The following is a 26350-nucleotide window of genomic DNA, read 5'->3' on the forward strand; positions in this document are numbered from 1 at the left end:
AAGTTAGCCGACAGGCGCGCAACGCGGGGGGCGCACATGGGCTCGAGTAGTGGGGCGCGGCGTGTCGGCGCGCCCCACTTTTGTGCCCGCCGGCCGCGCCGTCCGCCGTAGCTCGGTGCCATGCCCTTGGTGCCCGCCGCCCGCGCCGCCCGCCGCCCGCACCGCCCGCGTCGCCTGTCGGCGCCCACGTCATGCGTGCGTTGGAATGCGGGTGTGAATCTCCGATGCATACCTTGTGCGTGCTATCAGCGCAAGGATGCTGTCGGATGAATCGAATCTCGCAACCGCGGTCAGCCAAAATCACTGAATCGTTCTAGGGCGCGATTTTTCGGTGCCCAGGCTTCACCATCCGGAGACCGCTTGCAAAGGCCCAGTTGTTTCCTGCGGCGTTAGCGCGCGGTGTTGCCATAGCTGCAAGGTGGCACCCAAAAATCGCGCCCTAGAGCGATGCACGTTTTGCTCAAAACGCAAAACGGACAGAACGGAAAAGAAATATGCATTACCAAGCTAATCTGATACATTCCGCGGCCGGTAGCCATGACCAAGACACACGAAAGTAACCAAGGTGGTCAGAAGAACGGCAAAATGCGACGCGCGCGTCGCCCGTCACACATCACAACACCCAATTGCACGGATACTGTCCCTTTTTGATACCCTCGTCCCGGGCACGGTACAATAGTGCTCGGCTGGCACAGACCAGCCAGGTGGGGCGCAGGGATCGCCCGAATCGTACATCATGTCCGAAAGGGTCGCTATGAAATACTTTGGTACCGACGGTTTCCGCGGTGAGGCCAACAAGGGGCTCACGGTCGACCACGCGTACAAGATCGGTCGCTACGTGGGCTGGTACTACGGTGCCCGCCAGGATCGCAAGGCGCGCGTGGTGGTGGGTAAGGACACCCGTCGCTCCAGCTATATGTTCGAGTCCGCGCTGGTCGCAGGCCTTGTCGCTTCGGGCGCCGACGCGTACATGCTGCATGTCATCCCCACGCCGGGCGTGGCGTACGAGACGGTCGACGGTCGCTTCGATTGCGGCATCATGATCTCGGCGTCGCACAACCCCTACACCGATAACGGCATCAAGCTCGTCAACAGCGAGGGCTACAAGATGGACGAGGACGTCCTCGAGCTCATCGAGTCCTACATCGACGGCGAGGTCGAGGTGCCGCTTGCCACCGGTGACCATATCGGTGCCACCGTCGACTACATGCAGGGCCGCAACCGCTACATCGCGCACCTGATCGCGAGCGCCAACTTCTCGCTGCAGGGCGTGAAGGTCGGTCTGGACTGCGCCAACGGATCCGCGTCGTCGGTCGCCAAGCCGGTGTTCGATGCGCTGGGCGCCGACGTCCGCGTTATCAACAATGCGCCCGATGGCTTTAACATCAATGTGGACTGCGGTTCCACCCACATCGACCGTCTGCGCCGCCACGTGGTGGAGCAGGGCCTGGACGTGGGCTTTGCCTACGATGGCGACGCGGATCGCTGTCTTGCCGTCGACGAGCGCGGCAACGTGGTCGATGGTGACCTGATCCTGTACGTGTGCGGCGTGTACCTGAACAAGCACGGTCGTCTGACCGGCGGCACCGTGGTGCCCACCGTCATGAGCAACTACGGCCTGTTCAAGGCCTTCGACGAGGCGCACCTCTCCTACGAGACCACCGCGGTGGGCGACAAGAACGTCTACGCCTGCATGCGCGCCAACGGCTACAGCCTGGGCGGCGAGCAGTCCGGCCACATCATCTTCGGCGACATCGAGTGCACGGGCGACGGCATCATGACCTCGCTGCGCGTGATGGAGGCGCTGCGCGCCGAGCGCGAGACGCTCTCGCAGCTGTGCGCCCCGGTGAAGCTCTACCCGCAGCTGCTCACGAACGTGCGCGTGACCGACCGCGACGCCGCCATGGCCGACGAGGGCGTGCTCGCGTCCGTGAAGGCCGCCGAGGAGTTCCTGGGCGACCGCGGCCGCGTGCTCGTGCGCGCGAGCGGCACCGAGCCGCTGGTCCGCGTGCTTGCCGAGGCCCCGACCGATGAGCTGTGCCGCGAGGCGAGCGAGTTCACGCTCAAGGCGCTGGAGCCTTTCCTCGCGGAGTAAGCCTCGCATACATCGTCGTTACGAAAAGACGGCCGGGAACCCGAAGGTTCCCGGCCGTCTGCGTTTGCGGGATACGGGCGCGCGGGATGGATCCCCGCGTTTGCCGCTACTGCGCCGACGGGGTGTTGCCCTGCTCGTTGGCCTCGGCGGCGGTGACCATCTGCTCGAACATGCTCGCCGACTGGCGGAAATCGCTTGGCAGCACCACGGTGGCGCTCTTGCCGGTCTTGGCGAACTCGTTCATCATCTCGGTCCACTGCGTGAACATGAACAGCTGGTTGGCCTCGTCGTTGCCGACACCGGTCTCCTGGATGATCTCGAGCGAGTCCTTGATGCCGGAGGCGATGGCCTTGCGCTGGTTGGCGATGCCCTCGCCGGCCTTCTCCATCGCCTCGGCCTCGGCGACGGCCTCGGTCACGCGGCGGATGCGGTCGGCCTCGGCCAGATCCTGCGCGGCGGCCTTGGTGCGCTGGGCGGCGTTGATCTGGTTCATGGAGTTCTCGACCTCGGCGGGCAGGGCGATCTTGGTGATCAGCGTCGAGACGAGCGTGAAGCCGTAAGCGGCCATCTGCTCGGACACGGTGGCGTTGACGTCCTTGGCGATGTCGTCCTTCTTGGCGAAGACCTCGTCGAGCGTGTAGACGGGGATGGAGCTGCGCAGCGCGTCGGTGATGAAGTCGCGCATCTGCGCCACGGGCTGCTGCAGCATGTAGTAGCTCTTGTAGACGCCGGACTCCTGCGGGGTGTTGCCCAGCTCGTAGCTTACGTGGTACTGGGCGGAGACCTCGAGGCCGATAGTCACGTTGTCCTCGGTCTTGACGTCGATGTCGAAGCCGTTCTTCATAGTGCGCAGGGACACCGTTGCGGCCTTGCGGTCCACGAACGGGATCTTGGCGTGAAAGCCCGCGCCGACGATGCGATGGAACTTGCCCAGACGCTCGATGATGACGGCGTGCTGCTGCTTGACCACGAAGAACAGGTTGCCGGACAAGATGCCGACGATCAGGAGGATCACCACGATGAAGATGATGAATCCGAGACTTTCCAAGATGAACATGTCGCTTCCTTAGAACGAAGGGACGATATGTGTCAAGGGTACCCGTTTTTCGGTACCCGCTCTGTTAACGAACGGTAAGCGGTGCGATGGGAAGGGAAAACGCGCCGAAGGTGATGGGCGCCTTCGGCGCGTTGCGGATCGGGTTGCGACCTTTCGCGTTACAGCGCGTAGAGGGCACCGAACTTCTTGGCGAGGTAGCTGCAGTAATACGTCGCGTCGAACGGCTCGCCGCAGGCGCCGCCGATCAGTTCGGGCGCGTCCTTGGAGCGGCCCCAACGCCAGATCTTCTGGCCGAGCCACGCGCGCACGGGGGCCAGGTCGCCCGCGGCGCAGGCGGCGCCGAAGTCGACGCCCTCGCCCGCCATGGCGCGCACGAACTGGGCGCCGTACGCGCTGCCCAGCGCGTAGGTGGGGAAGTACCCGAAGTCGCCGCCGGACCAATGCGTGTCCTGCAGGCAGCCGTGGGCGTCGTCGGGCACGTTGATGCCCAGGTACCTGCGCGTGAGGTCGGCCCACAGGCCGGGGATGTCGTGCGCGGTCGCCTCGCCGGCGAACAGGGCGCGCTCGATCTCGTAACGGATCATGATGTGCAGCGGGTAGGTGAGCTCGTCGGCCTCGATGCGGATGAGCGAGGGCTGCGCGATGTTGACGGCGCGGTACAGGTCGTCCTCGGTGACGTCGCCGTAGACGCTCGGGGCGCGGCGGCGCAGCACGTCGAGCAGCGGGCCCATGAACGGGCGGCTGCGGCCGACGATGTTCTCGAAGAAGCGCGACTGGCTCTCGTGGATGCCCATGGAGGTGCCGCCCGCCAGGCACGTGTACGCGTACGCCGGGTCGACGCCGAGCTCGTAGATGGCGTGCCCCGCCTCGTGGATGATCGAGTACACGTTGGAGATGGCGTTGTCCTCGTAGATGTGCGTGGCGATGCGCGAGTCGCCGGGCGCGAATCCCTCGGAGAAGGGGTGCTCGGTGAAGGCGAGGGTCGTGTCGGCGCGGTCGATGCCCACGAGCTCGATGAGGTCGAACGAGATCTGCTTTTGGACGTTCTCGGGGATGCGCTCGTTGAGGAACCACGCGTCGGGCTGGTAGCCGCGCTGCACGATGCCATGGACGAGCGGGACCACGGTACCGCGGACCTGGTCGCAAAACGCGTCGAACTCCTTGGCGGTCAGGCCGCGCTCGTACTGGTCGAGCAGGACGTCGTAGGGGTCCTTGGAGCTGTCGAGGTAGCCGGCGTGGCGCTTGCGCATCTCGACGATGCGGTCGACGTAGGGCTCGAACGACGCCCAGTCGTTCGCGGCCTTGGCCTTGTGCCACACGGCGTCGGCCTCGCAGGTCAGGCGCGTCCAGGCCTCTTCCTCCTCGGTGGGGATCGCGGCGGCCTCGCGCTGGTCGCGCGCGAGCACGCGGATCTCGGCGGCGAGCTGGTCGTCGTCGATCTTGCCCTTGGCTGCGGCCTTCTCGAGCTTGTGGACGAGTTCGACGGCGTCCGCGTCGGTGAGCATGCGGTGGTAGGTGCCGGCGAGCGCCGCCATGGCCTCGCCGCGCGCCGGCGCGCCGTTCTCGGGCGCGATGGTTGCGCCGTCGAACTGCACGATCTTGAGCAGGTACTCGTGTGTCCACAGCTCGCGCTCGAGGCTGCGGAGCTTCTTGGCGAGCTTCTTGACGTTGGTGTCCTTCTTTTTGCCCACGGTTTCCTCCTTGGGGTGAATCGTCGTGTGCCTTCCAGTGTAGCGGGTCCGGCGGCGCGGGACGGGGCAAACCTGCCGCCGTTCCGACGGACCGGGGCGGGCGGCGGGGTGCGGGGGCGGCGACCCGCCGAAGCTCTGCGCCGCCCGCCGCCGTCTTGCCAAAACGATGGACGCTGCCGTCGCGACGTGCAGCTACGCGTCCGGTGTGCTATCCTAGCTCGCAACGCGTTGACGGAGAGGTCGGATACCTCGCAGGTCGCGGCATAAGAGAGGGTGGGTCACCGGCTGAAAGCCCGCCTGCGGCGACGAGGCGTCCGAGTTCACTCCCGAGCAGCGACCTGAACGGCACCGCGCGCGGCACAAGCCGCCCGTGCTCAGTAGGGAAGCCGCCCGCCCGAGCGACAGAGGGCCAAAGAGGGTATGCCGGGCGTGACATCCGGCAGCCAAACAAGGTGGTACCGCGGATTTATCCGTCCTTGGCGCGAGGGACAGCCCCGAGCGCGAAGGACGGTTTTTTTGTTAGAGAAGGGATGATTCATGAGTCTGATCGAAGACCTTGAGCAGCTTGAAGCCAAGGCCAAGGAGATGATCGAGGGCGCGACCACGCCCGAGGCGCTCGAGCAGGCGCGCGTGGCGCTGCTCGGCCGCAAAGGAGAGATCACCTCGGTGATGCACATGATGGGCAAGGTCGCCCCCGAGGAGCGCCCCGTGTTGGGCAAGCGTGCCAACGAGCTGCGTCGTCTTGCCGAGAGCCTCGTCGACCACCGCGGCAGCGCCCTCAAGCGCGCGGCGATGCGCGACCTCATGGCAACCGAGGCCGTGGACGTCACCCTGCCGGGCGCCCGCCCCAAGATCGGCCATCAGCACCTCATCAACCAGATCATCGAGGAGATGGAGGACGTCTTCTGCGGCATCGGCTACACGGTCGAGGACGGCCCGCACGTGGAGACGACCTACTATAACTTCACCGCGCTGAACGCCCCCATGGATCACCCGAGCCGCAGCGCGCGCGACACGTTCTACGTCGTGGACAACGCGCCGGGCACCTGCGCTCACTCCGAGGCGCACGCGCACGGCGAGTCCGACGTCCTGCTGCGCACCCAGACCTCCGGCGTGCAGGTGCACATCATGGAGAGCCAGAAGCCGCCCATCTACATGATCGCGCCGGGCACGGTCTACCGCCCCGACACCCCCGATGCCTGCCATCTGCCCCAGTTCAACCAGGTCGAGGGCCTCGTGGTCGACGAGGGCATCACCTTCGGCGACCTCAAGGGCACGCTCGACTACTTCGTCAAGTGCATGTTCGGCTCCGAGCGCAAGACGCGCTACCGTCCGCACTTCTTCCCGTTCACCGAGCCTTCCTGCGAGGTCGACGTGAGCTGCGGCGTGTGCCACGGCGAGGGCTGCAGCTTCTGCAAGCATTCCGGCTGGATCGAGATCCTGGGCTGCGGCATGGTCGACCCCAACGTGCTCGTCAACTGCGGCATCGACCCCGAGCGCTACAGCGGCTTCGCCTTCGGCATCGGCGTCGAGCGCGTAGCGGCCCTGCGCTACGACCTGCCCGACCTGAGGACGCTGATGACGGGAGACATGCGCTTCCTCGATCAGTTCTAGTCCCTGCGGCTTTCCCAGGCACCCGACCTTGGGGTTCAATCGTCGGGCGCCGCACGCTTGGCGTGCGCCCTCCTCTTTCACCCCAATCTCGGGTACTTGGAAAAGCCGCCTCCGTTGCAGATGTAAGAAAACCCCTGGGGTTATTTGACATATTGAGAGGAGTAGCGCGATGCGCGTTCCGTATAGTTGGCTCGGCGAGATGATCGAGCTGCCGAGCGACCCGGCTGAGCTGGTCGCAGAGTTCATCCGCACGGGCACCGAGGTGGAGTCCGTCGACACGGTGGGCGAGTCGTTCGACCATGTGGTCACCGCCCAGGTGCTGTCCAAGGAGCCCCATCCCGATTCCGACCACATGTGGGTCACCAAGGTCGATGTGGGCCGGTTCAACGTGGGCGAGGACGGCGAGCCCGAGCCGCTGCAGATCGTCTGCGGCGCCCAGAACTTCAACGAGGGCGACCATATCGTGACCGCCATGATCGGCGCCGAGCTGCCCGGCGGTATCAAGATCAAGAAGTCCAAGCTGCGCGGCGTGCTGTCCTGCGGCATGAACTGCTCTGCGCGCGAGCTGGGGCTTTCCGGCGACCACTCGGGCATCATGATCCTGCCGCCCGACGCGCCGGTGGGCGTGCCGTTCGCGCAGTATCAGGGCACCTCCGAGACCGTTCTCGACTGCGAGATCACGCCCAACCGCCCCGACTGCCTGTCCATGGTGGGCATCGCCCGCGAGGTCGGCGCCATCTACGACCGCGATTACCACGTGGAGTATCCGCAGATCAAGGAGGAGAAGGGCACCCCGACCGCCGATGAGCTCACGGTCGCCTTCGACGGCGAGGGCATGTGCGACCGCTACGTCGCGCGCATCGTGCGCAACGTGAAGGTCGGCCCGAGCCCCGACTGGATGGTCCAGCGCCTGACCGCGCTCGGCATCCGCCCGCACAACAACATCGTCGACATCACCAACTACGTGATGATGCTCACCGGCCAGCCGCTGCACGCCTTCGACCTCTCCACCTTCGCCGCGCGCGACGGCAAGCGCTCCGTCGTGGTCCGCGCTGCCCAGGAGGGCGAAACCTTCACGACCCTCGATGGCGTCGAGCGCACGCTTTCCGCCGGCATGACGCTTATCACCGACGGCGAGCGCCCGGTGGCGCTGGCGGGCGTCATGGGCGGCATGGATTCCGAGATCGAGGACGACACCGTCGACGTGATGGTCGAGAGCGCCTGCTTCGATGCCGGCCGCACCTCGCACACGAGCCGCGACCTGTCGCTCATCTCCGACGCCTCCATCCGCTTCGAGCGCCAGGTCGACGAGACCGGCTGCGTGGATGTCGCCAACATCACCTGCGCCCTGATCGAGGAGCTCGCCGGCGGCGAGGTCGCGCCCGGCTACGTGGACCTGTATCCCGCGCCCAAGCAGCAGCCTGAGCTGACGCTGCGCCTGTCGCGCGTGCACGCCATCTGCGGCGCCGACATCGAGGCCGATTTCGTCGAGCGCGCGCTGACGCGCCTCGGCTGCACGGTTTCGCGTGTTGACGACGACACCTTCCATGTCGTGACCCCGAGCTTCCGCCCCGACCTCCCGCGCGAGATCGACCTCATCGAGGAGATCCTGCGCCTGTGGGGCATGGACCGCGTCGAGGCGACGATTCCCGCTGCGCGCAACCACATCGGCGGCCTCACGCGCGAGCAGCACCTCACGCGCAAGATCGGCCAGATCCTGCGCGCCTGCGGTCTCAACGAGACGACGACCTTCGGTTTTGCCGCCGCTGACGACCTCAAGAAGATCGGCATGTCCGAGGAGGGTCGCGGCTGCCCCGTGGTCCTCATGGATCCGCTGATCGCCGACCAGACCGAGATGCGCCGCTCGCTCATTCCGGGTCTGCTGCGCTCCGTCGCGTACAACGAGGCCCACGGCACCGCCAACGTGCAGCTGTACGAGATCGGTCGCCTGTTCCACGGCCGCGAGAACGCGAGCAAGCCCAAGGAGCGCATGAGCCTCGCCGGCGTTCTGTCCGGCGCCATGGACGATGTGACCTGGCTGCAAAAGTACCGTCCGCTGCGCTTCTTCGACGGCAAGGGCGTCGTGGAGGAGCTGCTCGCGCAGCTGCGCATCGAGAAGGTGCGCTTCCGTCCCGCCGAGGGCGAGGGCTATGCGTTCCTGCAGCCCGGCCGCGGTGCCGAGGTCCTTTCGGGCGGCACGGTGCTCGGCTGGGTCGGCGAGATCCATCCCGATGCGCGCGAGGCCATGGATATCGACCTGCCGGTCGTGGCGTTCGAGCTCAACTTCGATGCGCTGCTCTCCGGCGCGCGCGGCCAGGAGGCCTACCACGAGTTCTCGAGCTTCCCGAGCGTCGAGCACGACCTTGCTATCGTGGTCGACGAGGGCGTGACCTGCGAGGATCTGGAGCGCCGCATCACGAGTGCGGGCGGCAAGCTGCTCTCCGGCGTGCGCCTGTTCGATGTGTACCGCGACCCGGTGCGCGTGGGCGAGGGCAAGAAGTCCATGGCGTTCGCGCTGACGTATCGCTCGGACGACCACACGCTCACCTCGGAGGAGGTCGAGCGCGCCCACTCCAAGCTGGTGACCAAGGTGTGCAAGGCCACCGGCGGCGAGGTTCGCTCGTAGCGCAAACGCTTACCTGCCGCTTGCGATGGCGGCACATCTGACGGCGTATACTGGTGAGGGCTCGTGCGACGCGCGGGCCCTCACCTTGTTGGAAGGATGTGCGCATGCCCAGTTGGAACATACATATCGCCCAGACCGAGCGCCTGCTGGCGCGCGACAGTGCCGTGGCGCGGGCGGTGCGCGACGAGAACGCCTTCCTGCTCGGCAATGTGATCCCGGATATCATGGTCGGGTACATGGTGCCCGGCATCGCCGAGCCCATCCCGTATCGGGTGACGCACTGCGCCGAGCCGTCTCCCATTCCCAAGCCGCGCGAGCGCGAGTTTTGGGATGAGTTCGTGGCGCCGCTGGCAGGCGCCCTGCGTGAGGGCGATTGGGCATGTGGTCGCGTGGAGCCTGCCGACCTGCGGCGCGAGGTGGACCGCGTGAACCGCATTCACTTTGCCCATCGCTACCAGGGAAAAGATGCTCCTGCTGCCTTGGACGCCGGCGGTGCGCGCCGTGAGGACACGGTCGGTTTCGAGCGGAGCCTGTTCGACCTGACGCTGGGCGCCTGGGCGCATCTGATGGCCGATAACGTGTGGAACACGCGGGTCAACGAGTTCCTGGACGCTCACGGCGGCAAGCCGAGCGAGGAGTTTCGCATCAAGAAGCAAAACGATTTCGATGGCTTTGGCAAGACGCTCGAGATCCACACCCTGCCGCGCGAGACCGAGCGGCTGGTGCGGACGGCGAGTGCGTTTCCGCAGTATGCCATCGAGCCCGCACACGTACATGACGCGCTGGTCGTGGCGCACGAGATCGTGCGCACGAACGGCGTGGCGGTTCACGCACCCTACATGCTGCTGACCGAGGAGTTTTTCTCCAGCGTGTTCGACGAGGTGCTGGACGCGACCGAGACGGCGCTCGCGGAGCGGCTCGGCCGCGCATAGGGGGCGGATACGTGCCCGAGGCGCATTTTGGTGGGTGCCGGCGACAGGGGCATGTGCTGGCCGCCGTCCATCGGGCCGTTGGACTGGGCGGTTTTGATGCCGCCGATGCACGCTGAGCCGTGGTCGTGGGCGGCTGGTCTGGGGCTCTGGTCGGGCGCTGCATATTATGATTGTCTGCGTCTGCGATCCTGCATAGTTTTCCGCTCGACGGTTTCGTGCCGAAACCTGTATCGCTCTGGGGCGCGATTTTTCGGTGCGAAGACGTCACCGTCCGGAGACCGCTTGCAAAAGCCCAGTTGTTTCCTGCGACGTTGTTGGAGGCTATCGCCATAGGTGCAAGGGGGCACCGAAAAATCGCGCCCCAGAGCGATACAGGTTTTCCGCAGGCGCCCGCAGGCACGATTGTATTCGCTGCTTTCCAAATAATCTGCGAGAACGATGCGTCAGTATGCAAGTACGTTTCCCAGCAGCATATTGCGCAACTCCAGTCGCTCCTCGGTCGTGCCCATGATCTTGGGATTGAGCGAAACGCCCAGGTGGTGTGCGACGCGCTGCACGATACCCTCGAATCGCTCGAAATCTTTGATGCGCCCGGGTGTCACGAACATCACGTGATAATCCATTACCTCGAGGTCGTCGCGCCGATCCTCGTCTTTGTCGGCGCTTCCCGCGTTTTCGTGGAACAGCCGGCTTTGATACTCGATGATCAGTCGCGCGGCTCGATACACGAGGTCACCGTATCGGACGCCCTTCACGCGTTTGCCTCCGAGGTGCTGGATAACCGGCAGCTCGGCGTTGAGCTCGGGGAGCGGCAGCCCGTAACCGCCCGAACTCGGAGGCAGGCACAGCAGCATGCACAGCGCGGTCTCCATGGGCGACGCGGAGCCGTCGCACACGTACCGAAGCGCCGAAAGCGCCTTGCCAGACCCCTTGACTCCATGGTTTTCCTGCGCGTACGTGCGGATTTTCTCCTTCGAGCTCAACGCGTCGAGGCCGTATCGCGTGACCGTGTCGCGCTCGTTGGGTCCGAGCGCGTACGTTCCACAGAGCTCCATGGCGCATCGGACATGCTCGGCAAGCTCGTCGCGTTGACATATATAAAGGTACGCGAGCTCCGGCACGGCGCAGGCGCATGCGTCGTCGATGCTGACGAAGCTCGGGGACACGAGGCCTTCGGGAAGTGCGTGGCACACCGCGAGCTTCGATGACCGGCGCGACCGCTTGTCCGGCGCGAAGATGTGGTAGGGCGGGGTGACGCGCAGGGGACCGAACGCCCGCTCGAGCTCTTTGATCTGCTGGGCGCGCGTCGCGGCGTCGTCGATGTCGTTCGTGCCGAGCAGCATGGGCTCATGCGGACGCGGAAACGCGTCGGTGCGCATGAGCTCGATGGCGCTGCAATCTGTGAGGTAAAGCTTCGACATGGCGCGAATATAGCAGAGTCATAAACGCAAATGTAAACTAGACGCGACAGGGTATGAAAAAAGATAGAAAAAAGCGCCGCCCGGAAACCCGGACGGCGCTGCTGGGCGCTTGTGGCGCGAAAGGCGCTTAGCGGACCTGCGCGACGTAGGCGACGTTCGTGGAGGTCGCCTTGCCGTCGAGGTGGATCGACATGCGCGGATCGCCGGCGGTGGCGACGGTGAGCTCGCCCTCCTTGACGTAGCCGAGCTCCTTGGCGGTCTCGATCGCCTTGATGATCGTGCCGTTGACGGTGCCCTGCGTGATGGCGGCCAGGTGCGGCTCGACGCCCCAGTACATGATCATCTGCTGGACGGCCCACTCGTGGCGGGAGAACGCGCAGATGGGCACGTTGGGACGGAAGTGCGAGATCAGGCGCGCGGTGCGACCGGTGGTCGTGGGCACGGTGATGCACTTGGCGCCGACGACGGTGGCCATGTTCACGGCGGACATACCCACGACGTTGTTGATGACGCGGGTGCCGTGCGCGCTCTCAGGCGCGGTGAGCGGCGCGTGGACGGGCAGGTGCTTCTCGGTCTCGTGCGCGATGTGGGCCTGCATCTTCACGGCCTCGACCGGGTACTGGCCGGCAGCGGTCTCACCGGAGAGCATGACGGCGTCGGTGCCATCGTAGATGGCGTTCGCGACGTCGGCGACCTCGGCGCGCGTCGGGCGCGGGTTGTGCTGCATGGAGTCGAGCATCTGCGTGGCGGTGATGACGGGCTTGTAGGCCGCGTTGCACTTGGCGATGATGTCCTTCTGGATGTGCGGGACGAGCTCGGGCGCGATCTCGATGCCCAGGTCGCCGCGGGCGACCATGATGCCGTCGGAGACCTCGAGGATGGCGTCGAAGTTCTGGACGCCCAGGGCGCACTCGATCTTGGGGAAGATCGTGATGTGCTCGCCACCGTTCAGGCGGCAGAGGTGGCGGATCTCCTCGACGGCGGCCGCGTTGCGGATGAAGGACGCGGCGATGTAGTCGATGTTCTCCTTGATGCCGAACAGGATGTCCTCGCGGTCGCGGTCGGTGATGGCGGGCAGGGAGATGTCGACATTGGGGATGTTGACGCCCTTGCGCTCGCCGATCTCGCCGGTGTTCTTGACGATGCAGTGCATGTCCTGGCCGTCGATGGACTCGACCTCGAGGGCGACCAGGCCATCATCGATCAGGATGAGCGAGCCGGCCTCGGCCTCGGAGGGGAGCTCGAGGTAATCGAGGGAGATGTGGGTCTCGTCGCCGAGCCAGTCCTCGCTGGTGGGCTGGGCGGTCACGATGATCTTGTCGCCCTCGTGGACGGTGATCTTGGCGTGATCCTTGAGCAGGCCGGTGCGGACCTCGGGACCCTTGGTGTCGAGCAGGATACCCACGGGGATGCCGAGCTCGCGGGAGATGCGGCGGACGCGCTCGATGCGCTCGTGGTGCTCCTCGTAGGAGCCGTGCGAGAAGTTGAAGCGGGCGACGTTCATGCCCGCCTTGATCATCTCGCGGAGGGTGTCGTCGCTATCGCAAGCGGGACCCATGGTGCATACGATCTTTGTGCGCTTGTACATTCAGACCTCCATCTGACGTCGACTTTGCGCTGATAAAACGATTTGCCAACGCGGTTATTATAGGCAATCGGATGACAGGGCAAAGTAATGTCAAGGTTATTGCTCAGTCTTTTCACAGATTCGGAGCGCGTTTCCATATCAGATAGGTATGTTGATGGGTTTCGCCGTGCGGCGCAATGGTATCGCGCCCAGTATTGGTGGGATATCGTCCGCGGCGGCGCTCCGCCCGACAAGATGGTGCCAGGTACAAACTTGTCGGCGGTGCCTCGACCGACAAGATGGTGCCGGGTACAAACTTGTCGCGGCGGCGCTTCGCCCGGTAAGTTCGGGCCCGGTTCAAACTCGTCGCGATGTCTCGCATGCCATGTTGACCGCTTACGGATAGGCATGCAAATTCTGTGGAGATGTACGCTAATATTTTGGCCATTGCAAGCCGCTGGACAGCGTGCAGCCTCAAGAGGCCCTTGCCCCGGTTTTCCGGGGAATTAAGATCGGGCAAATCCCCGTGCCGCCGTCCGGCAACTAGTTCCCATAAGGGGGAGGCAACGATGCAGAAGGAATACTTAGCTTCGGCTGAGGAGGTGCTCGAGGACCAATCCTCGAATGCCGAAACGGGCCTTTCCGACGCCGTCGCGCAACAGCGCCTGGCCGAGTTCGGCCCCAACAAGCTGGACGAGGAGGAAAAGACGCCGCTGTGGATCCGCTTCTTCCAGCAGATGGCCGACCCGATGGTCATCATGCTCATCTGCGCGGCCGTCATCTCGGCGGTGACCGGCATGATCCAGGGCGAGTCCGAGTGGGCCGACGTCGTGATCATCATGACGGTCGTCATCATCAACTCCGCGCTCGGCGTCATCCAGGAGGCCAAGTCCGAGGAGGCGCTCGAGGCTCTGCAGGAGATGAGCGCGGCGCAGTCCAAGGTCATCCGCGACGGCAAGATGGTCTCGCTCCATTCCTCCGAGCTCGTCCCGGGCGACATCGTCCTGCTCGAGGCCGGCGACTCCGTGCCCGCGGACTGCCGTGTGCTCGAGAGTGCTTCCATGAAGATCGAGGAGGCGGCGCTCACCGGTGAGTCCGTCCCCGTCGAGAAGCACACCAACCCGATCTCGCTCGACGGCGCCGACGACGTGCCGCTGGGCGACCGTAAGAACATGTGCTACATGGGCTCCACCGTGGTCTATGGCCGCGGCCGAGCCGTCGTGGTCGGTACCGGCATGAAGACCGAGATGGGCAAGATCGCCGGCGCCCTGAACGAGGCCAAGGAAGAGCTCACCCCGCTGCAGATGAAGCTCGCCGAGCTCTCCAAGATCCTGACCATCATGGTCATCGTGATCTGCGTGGTCATCTTCGCGGTCGACCTGCTGCGCTCCGGTATCGGTAACGTCATGGCCGAGCCGCACATGCTGCTCGACACCTTCATGGTCGCCGTGTCGCTGGCCGTCGCCGCCATTCCCGAAGGCCTGGTCGCCGTCGTGACCATCGTCCTTTCGATCGGCGTCACCAAGATGGCCAAGCGCCAGGCCATCATCCGCAACCTGTCCGCCGTCGAGACCCTCGGCTGCACGCAGGTCATCTGCTCCGATAAGACCGGTACCCTCACCCAGAACAAGATGACGGTCGTCAAGCACGAGCTCGCTTCCTCCGAGGAGAAGCTGCTGGCCGGCATGGCCCTGTGCTCCGACGCCAAGTGGGACGAGCAGGCCGGCGAGGCCGTGGGCGAGCCCACCGAGTGCGCGCTCGTCAACGACGCCGGTCGTGCCGGCATGCAGGGTCTGGACGTCGAGCATCCGCGCGTGGGCGAGGCCCCGTTCGACTCCGGCCGTAAGATGATGTCCGTCGTGGTCGAGGAGGCCGACGGCTCGTTTGAGCAGTACACCAAGGGCGCGCCCGACGTCATCTTGAACCTGTGCACGCAGGTCTATGAGGACGGCAAGATCGTCCCCATGACCGACGCCAAGCGCGACGAGCTGCTCGCCGCCAACAAGGCCATGGCCGACGAGGCGCTGCGCGTGCTCGCGCTCGCCAGCCGCACCTATAGCGAGAAGCCGACCGATTTCTCCGCCGAGGCGCTCGAGAACAACCTCGTGTTCTGCGGTCTGTCCGGCATGATCGACCCCGAGCGTCCCGAGGTGGCCCCGGCCATCAAGGAGGCCCACGGCGCGGGCATCCGCACCGTCATGATCACGGGCGACCACATCGACACCGCCGTGGCCATCGCCAAGAACCTCGGTATCGTCGAGAGCCGCGACCAGGCCATCACCGGCGCCGAGATCGACAAGATGTCCGACGCCGAACTCGACCGTCAGATCGAGAAGTACGGCGTGTACGCGCGTGTCCAGCCCGAGCACAAGACGCGTATCGTCGAGGCGTGGAAGTCCAAGAACAAGGTCGTCGCCATGACCGGCGACGGCGTGAACGACGCCCCGTCCATCAAGCACGCCAACATCGGCGTGGGCATGGGCATCACCGGCACCGACGTCACCAAGAACGTCGCCGACATGGTGCTCGCCGACGACAACTTCGCCACCATCATCGGCGCGTGCGAAGAGGGTCGCCGCATCTACGACAACATCCGCAAGGTCATCCAGTTCCTGCTGTCCGCGAACCTCGCCGAGGTCTTCTCGGTGTTCGCCGCCACGCTCATGGGCTTCACGCTGTTCCAGCCCATCCAGCTGCTGTGGGTCAACCTCGTCACCGACTGCTTCCCGGCGCTCGCGCTCGGCATGGAGGAGGCCGAGGGCGACATCATGAAGCGCAAGCCGCGCAACGCCACCGACGGCGTGTTCGCCAACAACATGGGTCTCGACACCATCATCCAGGGCCTCATCATCACCGTGCTGGTGCTCGCGAGCTTCTTCTGCGGCGTGTACTACGACCTGGGTACGATCGACCTGTCCCAGCTCGCCACCACCATGGCTGACGAAGAGGGCGTCATGATGGCGTTCATCACGCTCAACATGGTCGAGATCTTCCACTGCTTCAACATGCGCAGCCGCCGCGCCTCGATCTTCCACATGAAGAAGCAGAACAAGTGGCTGTGGGGCGCCGCGATCCTCGCGCTCATCCTGACGCTCATCGTGGTCGAGGTCGACGCCCTGTCCATGATCTTCTTCGGCGTCGAGCACCTCGAGCCCAAGGGCATGATCACCGCGCTCGTGCTCGGCTTCTTGATCATCCCGCTGGTGGAGATCTACAAGGCCATCATGCGTGCCGTGGAGAAGGACAAGTAACCGACAAGTTGGTGCCAGGTACAAACCTGTCGCGAGGCCCCGGAAGGCGTTCCTTCCGGGGCCTTTTTCATGTGTCGGGGGCGTAAAAATACCCCAGGGGTTTTATTGCATCTGCGCGGGCATGCCCGCGCAGATGCAATAAAACCCCTGGGGTATTTTTACGCCCTCGGCCTCGATTCGCGGGCCAATGGTCCACAGCACATCCGGTGGGCGGTTTGGCGGGGCAATTCACGCGATTCGTAACATGGTGTAAAAGAACATGAACAAATATGCTTATTGCCGTTGTTATAGGGTACTATTGCAAACATGCAAGACGCCAGCTGACATGGCAGCCTTGATGAGCCCTTGCCCCTCTCCTGGGGAATTATGATCGGGCATCAACCTGTTGGTTGGTAAGGACACCCAGGAGGAGGAAGCGAAAGTATGCAAAAAGAATACTTGGCTTCGGCCGAGGAGGTGCTCGAGGACCAATCCTCGAACGCCGAGACCGGTCTTTCCGCCAGCGTGGCTCAGCAGCGCTTGGCGGAATTCGGCCCCAACAAGCTCGATGAGGAGGAGAAGACCCCGCTGTGGAAGCGGTTCTTCGAGCAGATGGCCGATCCGATGGTCATCATGCTCATCGTGGCCGCGGTCATCTCCGCCGTCACGGGCATGATCCAGGGCGAGTCGGAGTGGGCCGACGTCATCATCATCATGGCCGTCGTCATCATCAACTCCGTGCTCGGCGTGGTCCAGGAGGCCAAGTCCGAGCAGGCGCTCGCCGCCCTGCAGGAGATGAGCGCCGCGCAGTCCAAGGTCATCCGCGACGGCAAGCTGGTGCACCTGCCCTCCGCCGATCTCGTCCCGGGCGACATCGTGCTGCTCGAGGCCGGCGACTCCGTGCCCGCCGACTGCCGCATCCTGGAGAGCGCGTCCATGAAGATCGAGGAGGCCGCCCTCACCGGCGAGTCCGTCCCCGTCGAGAAGCACACCAACGCCATCGAGCTCGCCGAGGGCGCCGACGACGTGCCGCTGGGCGACCGCAAGAACATGTGCTACATGGGCTCCACCGTCGTGTACGGCCGCGGCACCGCCGTCGTGGTCGCCACCGGTATGAAGACCGAGATGGGCAAGATCGCCGACGCGCTGACCACCGCCAAGAAGGAGCTCACGCCGCTGCAGATCAAGCTCAACGAGCTTTCCGGCATCCTGACCAAGCTCGTGCTCGGCATCTGCGTGGTCATCTTCGCCGTCGACCTCATCCGCCACGGTGGCGAGCTCGGCTCCAACCCCGAGATGATCCTCGACACCTTCATGGTCGCCGTGTCGCTGGCCGTCGCCGCCATCCCCGAGGGCCTGGTCGCCGTCGTCACCATCGTGCTGTCCATGGGCGTCACCAAGATGTCCCATCGCCAGGCCATCATCCGTAAGATGACCGCGGTCGAAACCCTCGGCTGCACCCAGATCATCTGCTCCGACAAGACCGGTACCCTCACCCAGAACAAGATGACCGTCGTCAAGCACGAGGTCGAGGGCCCCGACAACCTGCACGTCCGCGCCATGGCGCTGTGCTCCGATGCCAAATGGGATCCGGCTGCAGGTGAGTCCGTGGGCGAGCCCACCGAGTGCGCGCTCGTGAACGACGCCGCCAAGCTCGGCTTCTACGAGGGTGGCAACGCCGAGAAGTACCCGCGCGTGGGCGAGGCCCCGTTCGACTCCGGCCGCAAGATGATGTCCGTCGTGGTCAAGACCCCTGAGGGCACCTTCGAGCAGTACACCAAGGGCGGCCCCGACGTCGTGCTCGGCCGCTGCACCACCGTCATGAACGCCGACGGCTCCGTCGAGCCGCTGACCGACGAGCGCCGCGAGAAGATCATGGCCGCCAACAAGGACATGGCCAACCAGGCGCTGCGCGTGCTCGCCTCCGCCATCCGCCTGCACGACGAGCAGCCCGCCGACTGCAGCCCCGAGGCGCTCGAGCACGACCTCACCTTCGTGGGTCTGTCCGGCATGATCGACCCCGAGCGTCCCGAGGTGGCTCCGGCCATCGTCGAGGCCAAGGGCGCCGGCATCCGTCCGGTCATGATCACGGGCGACCACATCGACACCGCCGTGGCCATCGCCAAGAACCTCGGCATCTGCGACGACGCCAGCCAGGCCATCACCGGCGCGCAGCTCGACAAGATCTCCGACGAGGACTTCAAGGAGAAGGTCACCGAGTACAGCGTGTACGCGCGCGTCCAGCCCGAGCACAAGGCCCGCATCGTCGACGCGTGGAAGAGCCGCGACAAGATCGTCGCCATGACCGGCGACGGCGTCAACGACGCGCCCTCCATCAAGCGTGCCGACATCGGCGTGGGCATGGGCATCACCGGCACCGACGTCACCAAGAACGTCGCCGACATGGTCCTTGCCGACGACAACTTCGCCACCATCATCCACGCGGTGGAGGAAGGCCGTCGTATCTACGACAACATCCGCAAGGTCATCCAGTTCCTGCTGTCCGCCAATATCGCCGAGGTGCTCTCGGTGTTCGTGGCGACGCTCGTGGGCTTCACCATCTTCCAGCCGGTCCAGCTGCTGTGGATCAACCTGATCACGGACTGCTTCCCGGCGCTCGCGCTCGGCATGGAGGAGGCCGAGGGCGACATCATGAAGCGCAAGCCGCGTAACGCCACCGACGGCGTCTTCGCGGGCGGCATGGGCGTCGACATCCTGTTCCAGGGCGTCGTCATCACCATCCTCGTGCTCGCTTCGTTCTTCGTGGGCGTGTACCTCGACATGGGCTACATCAACATCGCCGACATGATCGCCGGCACCGCCGACGAAGAGGGCGTCACCATGGCGTTCATCACCCTGTCCATGGTCGAGATCTTCCACTGCTTCAACATGCGCAGCCGCCGCGCTTCGATCTTCCACATGAAGAAGCAGAACAAGTGGCTGTGGGGTGCCGCGATCCTCGCGCTCATCCTCACCGTCGTGGTCGTGGAGTTCCACCCGCTGGCCGTGATGTTCGGCTTCATGGAGCTTCCGATGGAGGCCCTCGCCGCCGCGCTCGGCATCGCGTTCCTGATCATCCCGATCATGGAGGTCTACAAGGCCGTCATGCGCTCGATCGAGAAGAACGACTAGTTCGCGTTCACAGCTCGCGGCATGCAACCGAAAGGCTCCTGGGGCATACGCCTCAGGAGCCTTTTTCATGCCCCGACAAGTTTGTACCTGGCACCATCTTGTCGGTTCCCGACAAGATGGTGCCAGGTACAAACTTGTCGGGGGCTGCGGCGCTGCCTCCGTGAAATGCAGTCTGACGCCTTCTCGCACTATTCATTTCCGGAGATGGGCCTCGCTTGTGACCAGCCGATCTGCTAAGGCCTGATACAGGTGATTTTGAGGTTGAACATTCGCCGGCTCAGCCGGTTACAAAAATGGCCATTTTCTAGTTAAGTTGGGGGCGGTCAGAGGCTTATACATCAGATTGATAAACGCATTGCGATATAAAGCATGGCATTGTGCAACATAAGGTTTTCACGTCGACTGCCACAATCGCTTGAAAGGTACCATCGCAGGGTCCGAGCCACCTTCAGACCTTTGAACAGGACATGCATAAGCTCTCGGAAAACTAGAAAATACTCGATTTTGTAACCAATGGGGCCACCCGAGCATTGCAGACGGTGTTTCGGATGCATGCATATGCATAACAAGCGCGACGACATGAATATTCGTCTGCTGTATTGTCACATGCGGCAGGATGGCTAGCGGCTGCGCTTGAGGTAGCGGCGCAGCAGGAACGCCATGGTGAGCACGGCGAATCCGGGCAGCTTGCGCGGGTTGTAGCCGGTCTTGTCGGCGATTTTGTTCAGGCGGTTCTGCAGCGTGTTCTTGTGTAGGAACAACTCGTCGGCGCAGTGCACGATGCTGCCGTTGTGGCGCGAATACGCCTCGAACACCACCTGGAAGGCGTCGATCTCGTCGTCGGAAAGCCCGTGGAACACGTGGTCCACGAGGCGCTCGGCCTCCTCGCGAGGCACGGAGGACACGATCAGGCCCAAATCCATGCTGTCGTAGCGGCCCACATAGGTGTCGTCCGAGAACTCGATCCACTCGAGCGCGCGGCACGCCTCGTCGTAGCTGCGCCAATAGTCGGAGCTGCTCTCGGCGGCCATGCCGATGCCAAAGCGGATGGATTTGCGCAGCGTGCGCTTGGCGTCTTCGCGGATACCCTCGAGCAGCGAGGAAACGGCGCGCTCGTCGCGCTCGTCGACGAACAGGCACACCTCGCGCTCGGAGATGGCAAAGAAGCTGGTCTTGAGCTGCTGGAACCGCGCGTGCAGCATCGAGTAGATGCTGTCGTAGTCGGGAATCTCGTCCTCGCCGAAGTCGGCACGTCCCACGATGGCGATGCGCGGGCGGTTGAGGTCGATGCGCAGGATGGAGCCGTAATAGGCCACGAGCTCGTCGTCGTGGTGCTTGAGCTTGAGCATGCTCACGAGGTTGGACACGCGGGCGCGCTGGTCGTACTGCACAACCAGGTCCCAGTTCTCGCGGATCAAGATCTCGGTCATCTTCTTGATGACGTTGCCGAGCGGCTCGACCTCGGCGCGCTCACCGGTGATGCCGATGACCGCCACGACCGAGTCGTTGAACACGACCGGCACGTTGATACCGTGCTTGGCACCGCGGAACTCGTGCTCGTCGTTGATCGCGACCGTCTGCTTGGTCCTGATGGCCAGGCGCGCGCCGTCATGGCCGGTACCGATGCGCGAGCGCACGGTGCTGGCGATGATCGTCCCCGTGGTGTCGAAGAGGTTGATCTCGTGATTGATGACATCCTTGAGGGTGGTGACGATGGTTTCGGCGATATGCGGATCGAGATTCATGGTCGGTTCCTAGCGGGTCGGGAGGCGATCGTCGGACAGGCTCGAATCGGTGGCCCTGGGGCACGCGATAACGCATAGGGGAATGCGCCCCGGTGGTCCGAGACGCATTCCCCCATACTACGGTACGAAACCTTATGTGATCGGTGCGGGATTGAAAATGCACAGGTCGTTTGCCAGGCCGTGTTCCTCGGCAAGCGACTTCTTGCGTCCGCTCACCACGTCGAGCAGCAACAGGAACAGCTCGGTTCCGACCTCCTCGATCGTGCGCTCGCCGTTCGAGACCGGACCGGCATTGATATCGATCAGGTCGGGCCACTGCGCGGCGACCTCACTGCGCGAGCAGATCTTGAGCACGGGTGCTGCGGCTAGGCTGTACGGCGTGCCGCGGCCGGTGGTGAACACCTCGGCGCCCATGCCGCTGGCGAGCTGGCACGGTCCACAGCACAGGTCGCTCGCCGGCGTCGCGGCGTAGATCAGGCCGTGCTTGGTCGGGCGTTCACCCGGCGAGAGGACCTCGACGATGGGGGAGCGCCCGGACTTGGCGATCGAGCCCATGGCCTTCTCGACGATGTTGGACAGGCCGCCCTTCTTGTTGCCGGGCGTCGGGTTGGCGCTGCGGTCGGCGCCGCCACGGTCGAGGTACTCGTCGTACCAGCGCATCTCGTTGGCGAGCTTCTTCTCGGTCGCCTCGTCGGCGCAGCGGTGCGCCAGCAGGTACACGCCGTCGCGGACCTCGGTGACCTCGGAGAACATGGCCGTACCGCCACCCGAGACCAGCAGGTCGACGCAGTAGCCGATCGAAGGATTCGAGGCCACGCCCGAAAACGCGTCGGAGCCGCCGCACTGCACGCCGAGCAGCAGGTCGGACAGGGGCAGCGTCACGCGACGGCGCTCGTTCAGGCGCTTGAGCTTGGTCTCGGCCATGGCGCAGATCTTGTCCATCATGTCCTCGAAGCCATGGCAATCCTGCAGCACGATGACGTTGTCGGGATTGTTGTCCTCGGGACGGTCCTCGCAGAACATCTCGGGCGAGAACTTCTCGCAGCCCAGGCTCACGAGCATGAACTCGCCGCCGAAGTTGGGATGCTTGGCGATGTTGCGGATGATGCGCTTGGGGATGTAGGCGTCGGTGGCGTTGATGGCCACGCCGCAGCCGTAGGCATGGTTGACCGCCACGACCCCGTCGACGTTGGGGTACTTGGGGAGCAGGTCGCGCTTGATGCGCTCGACCGCCTGGTTCACCACGCCGGCGGCGCACTGCACGGTGGTCTGGATGCCAAGGTAGTTACGCGTGCCACCGTAGCCGCCCTCCTCGACGGGAGCGTAGCCCTCCCAGGTGGTGACGGGAGGCGTGGGCAGGTCGGTGACGATGTTGGTGCCCCACTCCATCTCGTCGAGCGGCGGGGGCGTGGGCAGGTCGAGCGAGGTCTCGTTGATCCACGTGCCGGCAGGGGTGTCCTGCTTGGCGTAGCCCAGGACCACGCCGTAGCGGACGACGTTTCCGCCCTGCGGGATGTCGGTCAGTGCGATCTTGTGGGCCTGGGGGATATCGGTCTGCGCGATGACCCCGCCGCCCACATCGGTACCCGCTGCGATGTCGTGCAGCGCGATGCCGACGTTGTCCTGTTCGTTGATCTTGACGTACAACGATGCCGCCATATACCAGCTCCTTTCTATATAAAGGCAGCTTAACTACGGGGTCAACTTTACCGGTGGGTAGGTGTTTTCAAAATGTTTCCCGTAACACCAAACCCCGAAAGACCGCATGTGAGCGTTGTTCTTCGGACCCTTAAACGACGTGCGGGGTTGCTTCAAACTTTCTCCATAAGCAAGTGAGCGGTCGCGACGGACGCGTTCAGACGGAAAAGGGAACGAGCCCGCATGCCGTCGCCTCCGCTTTCGGTTTCGGCTGGGCGCCCGCCGCGCGGGGCAGGAGGAACCTCCGTGTTCGCGAGCGCCATGCTTGTGGCAGGAAAGGAGAGGGGGAGAACACACATCGTTCCGATCGGAAACCTGTAAGGAGGAGTAAGTATGGATGCAGGACTTATCAGCCTGATTGGCATCCTGGTGGCCATGGCCTTCCTGATCATCGCCTCGATCAAGGGCCTGCCCATCCTGGTCGTCGGCCCCGTGTCGGCTATCATCGTCTTCGCGTTCTCGGGCATGGGCCCCGCGGAGATCATCGAGAACATGTCCGGTGCGTATTCCGAGGACTTCGCCGGCTTCGCGCAGAGCAACTTCCTGCTGTTCCTGCCCGCCTGCGTACTCGGTGCCATGCTGGGCGACTGCGGCGCTGCGCAGAAGATCGCCATCAAGATCGGTGACGCGGCACAGAAGATCGGCGGCGGCAAGAACGATATGATGGCCAAGTACCTGGTCATCCTCGGCCTGTCGCTCATCACCGCCATCCTGTCGTTCGGCGGCGTGTCCGGCTTCGTGGTCATCTTCACCATCGCGCCCATCTGCCGCGAGATCTTCAAGAAGATGGACATTCCTTGGCACTTCGTCATCGCCGTCGCCGTGTACGGCGGCTCCATGTGGACGGCCATCCTGCCCGGTTCGCCGTCCGTGCAGAACCTGATGCCCATGGAGTACCTGGGCACCCAGGCCACCGCTGCCCCGATGCTCGCCGTCATCACGTCGCTCACCTGTATCGTGTTCGGCGCCTGGTACATCTGGTTCGTGCTTCGCCGCAACGAGCGTCGCGGCGAGGGCTACCTGCCCACCGGCCAGCTCATGGAGGAGAACTCCAGCGAGCTCGACACCTCCATCCTGGGCGAGACCTGCACCAACTGGGAGTTCATCAAGGCCCTGCTGCCCTCGATCATCCTGCTCGTGTGCATGAACGTCATCCTCGTGGACTACAAGCCCTGGGTCTCCCTGACCATCGGCTGCCTGGTTTGCTATGCCCTGTACTTCAATAAGTTCCAGAACATCGGCAAGACCCTCGGTGCCGGCTGCACGTCCACGATGAAGTCCATCATGAACGTCTCCGCCGTCGTCGGCTTCGGCGCCGCCGTCGAGCTGGCCCCCGGCTTCCAGTACGTCGTCGACAACCTGAGCGCTCTGCCCGGCACCCCGCTGTTCCAGCTCTGCCTGGCCACCAACCTCGTTGCCGGCATCACCGGTTCCGCCTCCGGCGGCGAGGCCATCGCGCTGAACCTGTTCGCGCAGCGCTTCGTCGACATGGGCATCAACCCCGACGTCATCCACCGTGTCGTGGCCATCTCCTGCTACGGTCTGGATTCCATGCCGTACAACGGCTCGGCCATCAACCGCCTGAACTACACGAACCTCGACTACAAGCGCGGCTACATCCACGAGTTCATCCTGGGTGCTATCTTCCCGTTCCTCAACTCGTTCTTCTGCGTGATTCTGGCGTCGATCGGAATCGTGTAAGTCTCACCCGACATATGCTCGGATGCTGAATCCGAGCAGAGGTCTTCTGAGGCCCGATTTCGGACACGCTTCGAGATCGGGCCTTTCTACTACGTACGCCAGGCGGATGATCGGGGACGTGTTCCTTCCAACCCATGGATGGTTGGGGGATGGTTGGTGGATGGTTGGGGACGTGTTCGTTTCAACCCATTGTCAGACCGTTGGGGACGAGCCCGCTTCGGCCCGACATCGTTTGCCTTGTGCGCACAGAAAGGAGCAATCAATGGACGTCAAGATCGAGCGCATGGAGGTCGTGCCGGTCGCAGGCTACGACAGCCCGTTGCTCAACCTGGCCGGCGTGCACGAGCCGTTCTTCACCCGCAACATCGTGGTGCTGACCGACTCGGCCGGCTACACCGGCGTGGGCGAGGTGCCCGGCGGCGAGGTCATCACCCAGCGCCTGGAGAGCCTGATCCCGCTCGTCGAGGGCAAGCCGCTCGGCCGCTTCAAGCAGACGCTCATCGAGGCGCAGAAGTTCCTGTCCGTCAACATGGCCGCCGCAGCCGCCGCTGGCGGCGCGCAGACGGCGCACGCGCAGATCTTCTCCAAGGTCACCAACGTCATCACGGGCATCGAGACCCCGATGCTCGACCTGCTCGCCAAGCACCTCGAGGTGCCGGTGGCCGCACTGCTCGGCGACGGCCAGGTGCGCGAGGACGTGCGCTTTTTGGGCTACCTGTTCTATGTGGCCGACCGCAACGTGGTGGGCGGGCCCTACCTGCACGGCGACGACGACTCGGACGAGTGGGGCCGCATCCGCCGCGACCCGGCGCTCACGCCCGAGGCCATCGTGCATCAGGCCGAGGCCGCCGCTGAGCGCTTCGGCTTCCGCGACTTCAAGCTCAAGGGCGGCGTGTTCCCCGCGCGCGAGGAGATCAAGGCCATCCGCGCCCTGAAGGAGCGCTTCCCCGACGCCCGCATCACGATCGACCCCAACGGCGCCTGGTCGCTCGCCGAGTCCGTCGAGGTCTGCCGCGACCTGGTGGGCGTGCTCACCTACTGCGAGGACCCATGCGGTGCGGAAGGGCGCTTCTCCGGCCGTGAGACCATGGCCGAGTTCCATCGCCAGACCGGCCTGCCCACGGCGACCAACATGATCGACACCGACTGGCGCGAGATGAAGGCGGCCATCCGCCTGGATTCCGTGACCATCCCGCTGGCCGACCCGCACTTCTGGACCATGCAGGGCTGCGTGCGCGTGGCGCAGCTGTGCCACGACATGGACCTCACGTGGGGTGTCCACTCCAACAACCACTTCGACATCTCGCTCATGATGGTGGCGCACGCCGCCGCGGCCGCGCCCGGCTTCGTCAACGCCTGCGACACGCACTACATGTGGCAGGACGGCCAGCACCTGGGCAAGAACGCCCCGGTCTTCCACGACGGCTGCCTGACCGTGCCGCGCGACAGCATCGGTCTGGGCATCGACCTGGACCGCGCCAAGCTCGACGCCGCCCACAAGCTCTACGTGGACAACGGCTGCGGCACGCGTGACGACGCTCGCGGCATGAACGCGATGATCCCCGGCTGGACCTACGACCCGCATCGCCCCGCGATGGTGCGCTAGCTCCGACGTGTCCCGAAAGGGGCCAGGAGTAATTTGGGACATGTGGGACATAGGGGACCCGCCGCTGTGTGGGACAAAGGGGACTGTCCCCTTTGTCCCGCATCCCACATGCGCCCGCGCCCATCGGGCGGTGCCGTCATCGTCGGCGCGCGGCCATGGTACACAGACCATATGGCTCGCGACCGTTCGAAACGGTTATGTCCTGCCGAATATGGGAGCGCCAGCTCCCGAACGG

Annotated in this window: 14 protein-coding genes; 8 read left to right on the forward strand and 6 right to left on the reverse strand. The window is 64.4% G+C overall.

Annotation, left to right across the window (positions count from 1 at the left end; all coding sequences use genetic code 11):
- Positions 1 to 754: 754 nt before the first annotated feature.
- The gene (glmM, locus tag I6E04_RS04765) at positions 755 to 2095 is read left to right on the forward strand and encodes a phosphoglucosamine mutase (RefSeq protein ID WP_235422023.1); all 1341 of its coding nucleotides are present in this window, start codon (positions 755 to 757) and stop codon (positions 2093 to 2095) included.
- A 106-nt stretch (positions 2096 to 2201) separates the two neighbouring features.
- On the opposite strand, the gene I6E04_RS04770 is transcribed toward glmM, so the two are convergent.
- Together I6E04_RS04770 and I6E04_RS04775 are read right to left on the reverse strand one after the other, a co-directional pair.
- Positions 2202 to 3152 (reverse strand): SPFH domain-containing protein, encoded by a 951-nt coding sequence (locus I6E04_RS04770; RefSeq protein ID WP_235422024.1) that lies wholly within the window; start codon positions 3150 to 3152, stop codon positions 2202 to 2204.
- Positions 3153 to 3310: 158 nt separating this feature from the next.
- Positions 3311 to 4843 carry a carboxypeptidase M32 gene (locus I6E04_RS04775; RefSeq protein ID WP_235422025.1) on the reverse strand — a complete coding sequence of 511 codons (1533 nt, stop codon included), beginning with the start codon at positions 4841 to 4843 and terminating at the stop codon, positions 3311 to 3313.
- Positions 4844 to 5380: 537 nt separating this feature from the next.
- On the opposite strand from I6E04_RS04775, the gene pheS reads away from it, so the two are divergent.
- From pheS to I6E04_RS04790, 3 genes are all read left to right on the forward strand, one after another.
- A complete protein-coding gene (pheS, locus tag I6E04_RS04780) occupies positions 5381 to 6457 on the forward strand; it encodes a phenylalanine--tRNA ligase subunit alpha (protein ID WP_268830340.1) in 1077 nt (358 codons plus the stop codon).
- 169 nt (positions 6458 to 6626) lie between these two features.
- Entirely contained in the window at positions 6627 to 9083 is a 2457-nt protein-coding gene (gene pheT / locus I6E04_RS04785; protein ID WP_235422026.1) for a phenylalanine--tRNA ligase subunit beta, read from the forward strand.
- Positions 9084 to 9187: 104 nt separating this feature from the next.
- Positions 9188 to 10015 carry a hypothetical protein gene (locus I6E04_RS04790; protein ID WP_235422027.1) on the forward strand — a complete coding sequence of 276 codons (828 nt, stop codon included), beginning with the start codon at positions 9188 to 9190 and terminating at the stop codon, positions 10013 to 10015.
- Positions 10016 to 10458: 443 nt separating this feature from the next.
- On the opposite strand, the gene I6E04_RS04795 is transcribed toward I6E04_RS04790, so the two are convergent.
- Both I6E04_RS04795 and pyk read right to left on the reverse strand, forming a co-directional pair.
- Positions 10459 to 11436: a hypothetical protein gene (locus I6E04_RS04795; RefSeq protein ID WP_235422028.1), complete on the reverse strand. Its 978-nt coding sequence runs from the start codon at positions 11434 to 11436 to the stop codon at positions 10459 to 10461.
- Between the two features lie 127 nt (positions 11437 to 11563).
- Positions 11564 to 13024 (reverse strand): pyruvate kinase, encoded by a 1461-nt coding sequence (pyk, locus tag I6E04_RS04800; RefSeq protein ID WP_235422029.1) that lies wholly within the window; start codon positions 13022 to 13024, stop codon positions 11564 to 11566.
- Positions 13025 to 13572: 548 nt separating this feature from the next.
- Between pyk and I6E04_RS04805 the strand changes: the two genes are divergently transcribed.
- Complete coding sequence (locus I6E04_RS04805) at positions 13573 to 16254, forward strand: cation-translocating P-type ATPase (protein ID WP_235422030.1); 2682 nt, start codon at positions 13573 to 13575, stop codon at positions 16252 to 16254.
- A 423-nt stretch (positions 16255 to 16677) separates the two neighbouring features.
- Positions 16678 to 19365, forward strand: a complete 2688-nt coding sequence (locus tag I6E04_RS04810) for a cation-translocating P-type ATPase (protein WP_235422031.1) — start codon at positions 16678 to 16680, stop codon at positions 19363 to 19365.
- Between the two features lie 620 nt (positions 19366 to 19985).
- Here the strand turns inward: I6E04_RS04810 and I6E04_RS04815 are convergent.
- Together I6E04_RS04815 and I6E04_RS04820 are read right to left on the reverse strand one after the other, a co-directional pair.
- Positions 19986 to 21110 (reverse strand): CdaR family transcriptional regulator, encoded by a 1125-nt coding sequence (locus I6E04_RS04815; protein WP_235422032.1) that lies wholly within the window; start codon positions 21108 to 21110, stop codon positions 19986 to 19988.
- A 132-nt stretch (positions 21111 to 21242) separates the two neighbouring features.
- Positions 21243 to 22769 (reverse strand): UxaA family hydrolase, encoded by a 1527-nt coding sequence (locus I6E04_RS04820; RefSeq protein ID WP_235422033.1) that lies wholly within the window; start codon positions 22767 to 22769, stop codon positions 21243 to 21245.
- A 372-nt stretch (positions 22770 to 23141) separates the two neighbouring features.
- On the opposite strand from I6E04_RS04820, the gene I6E04_RS04825 reads away from it, so the two are divergent.
- Entirely contained in the window at positions 23142 to 24509 is a 1368-nt protein-coding gene (locus I6E04_RS04825; RefSeq protein WP_235422034.1) for a GntP family permease, read from the forward strand.
- A 262-nt stretch (positions 24510 to 24771) separates the two neighbouring features.
- The gene (locus tag I6E04_RS04830; RefSeq protein WP_235422035.1) at positions 24772 to 26115 is read left to right on the forward strand and encodes an enolase C-terminal domain-like protein; all 1344 of its coding nucleotides are present in this window, start codon (positions 24772 to 24774) and stop codon (positions 26113 to 26115) included.
- The last annotated feature ends 235 nt before the right edge of the window (positions 26116 to 26350 follow it).

It is taken from the genome of Collinsella tanakaei (assembly GCF_021531055.1).
Classification (GTDB): domain Bacteria; phylum Actinomycetota; class Coriobacteriia; order Coriobacteriales; family Coriobacteriaceae; genus Collinsella; species Collinsella tanakaei_B.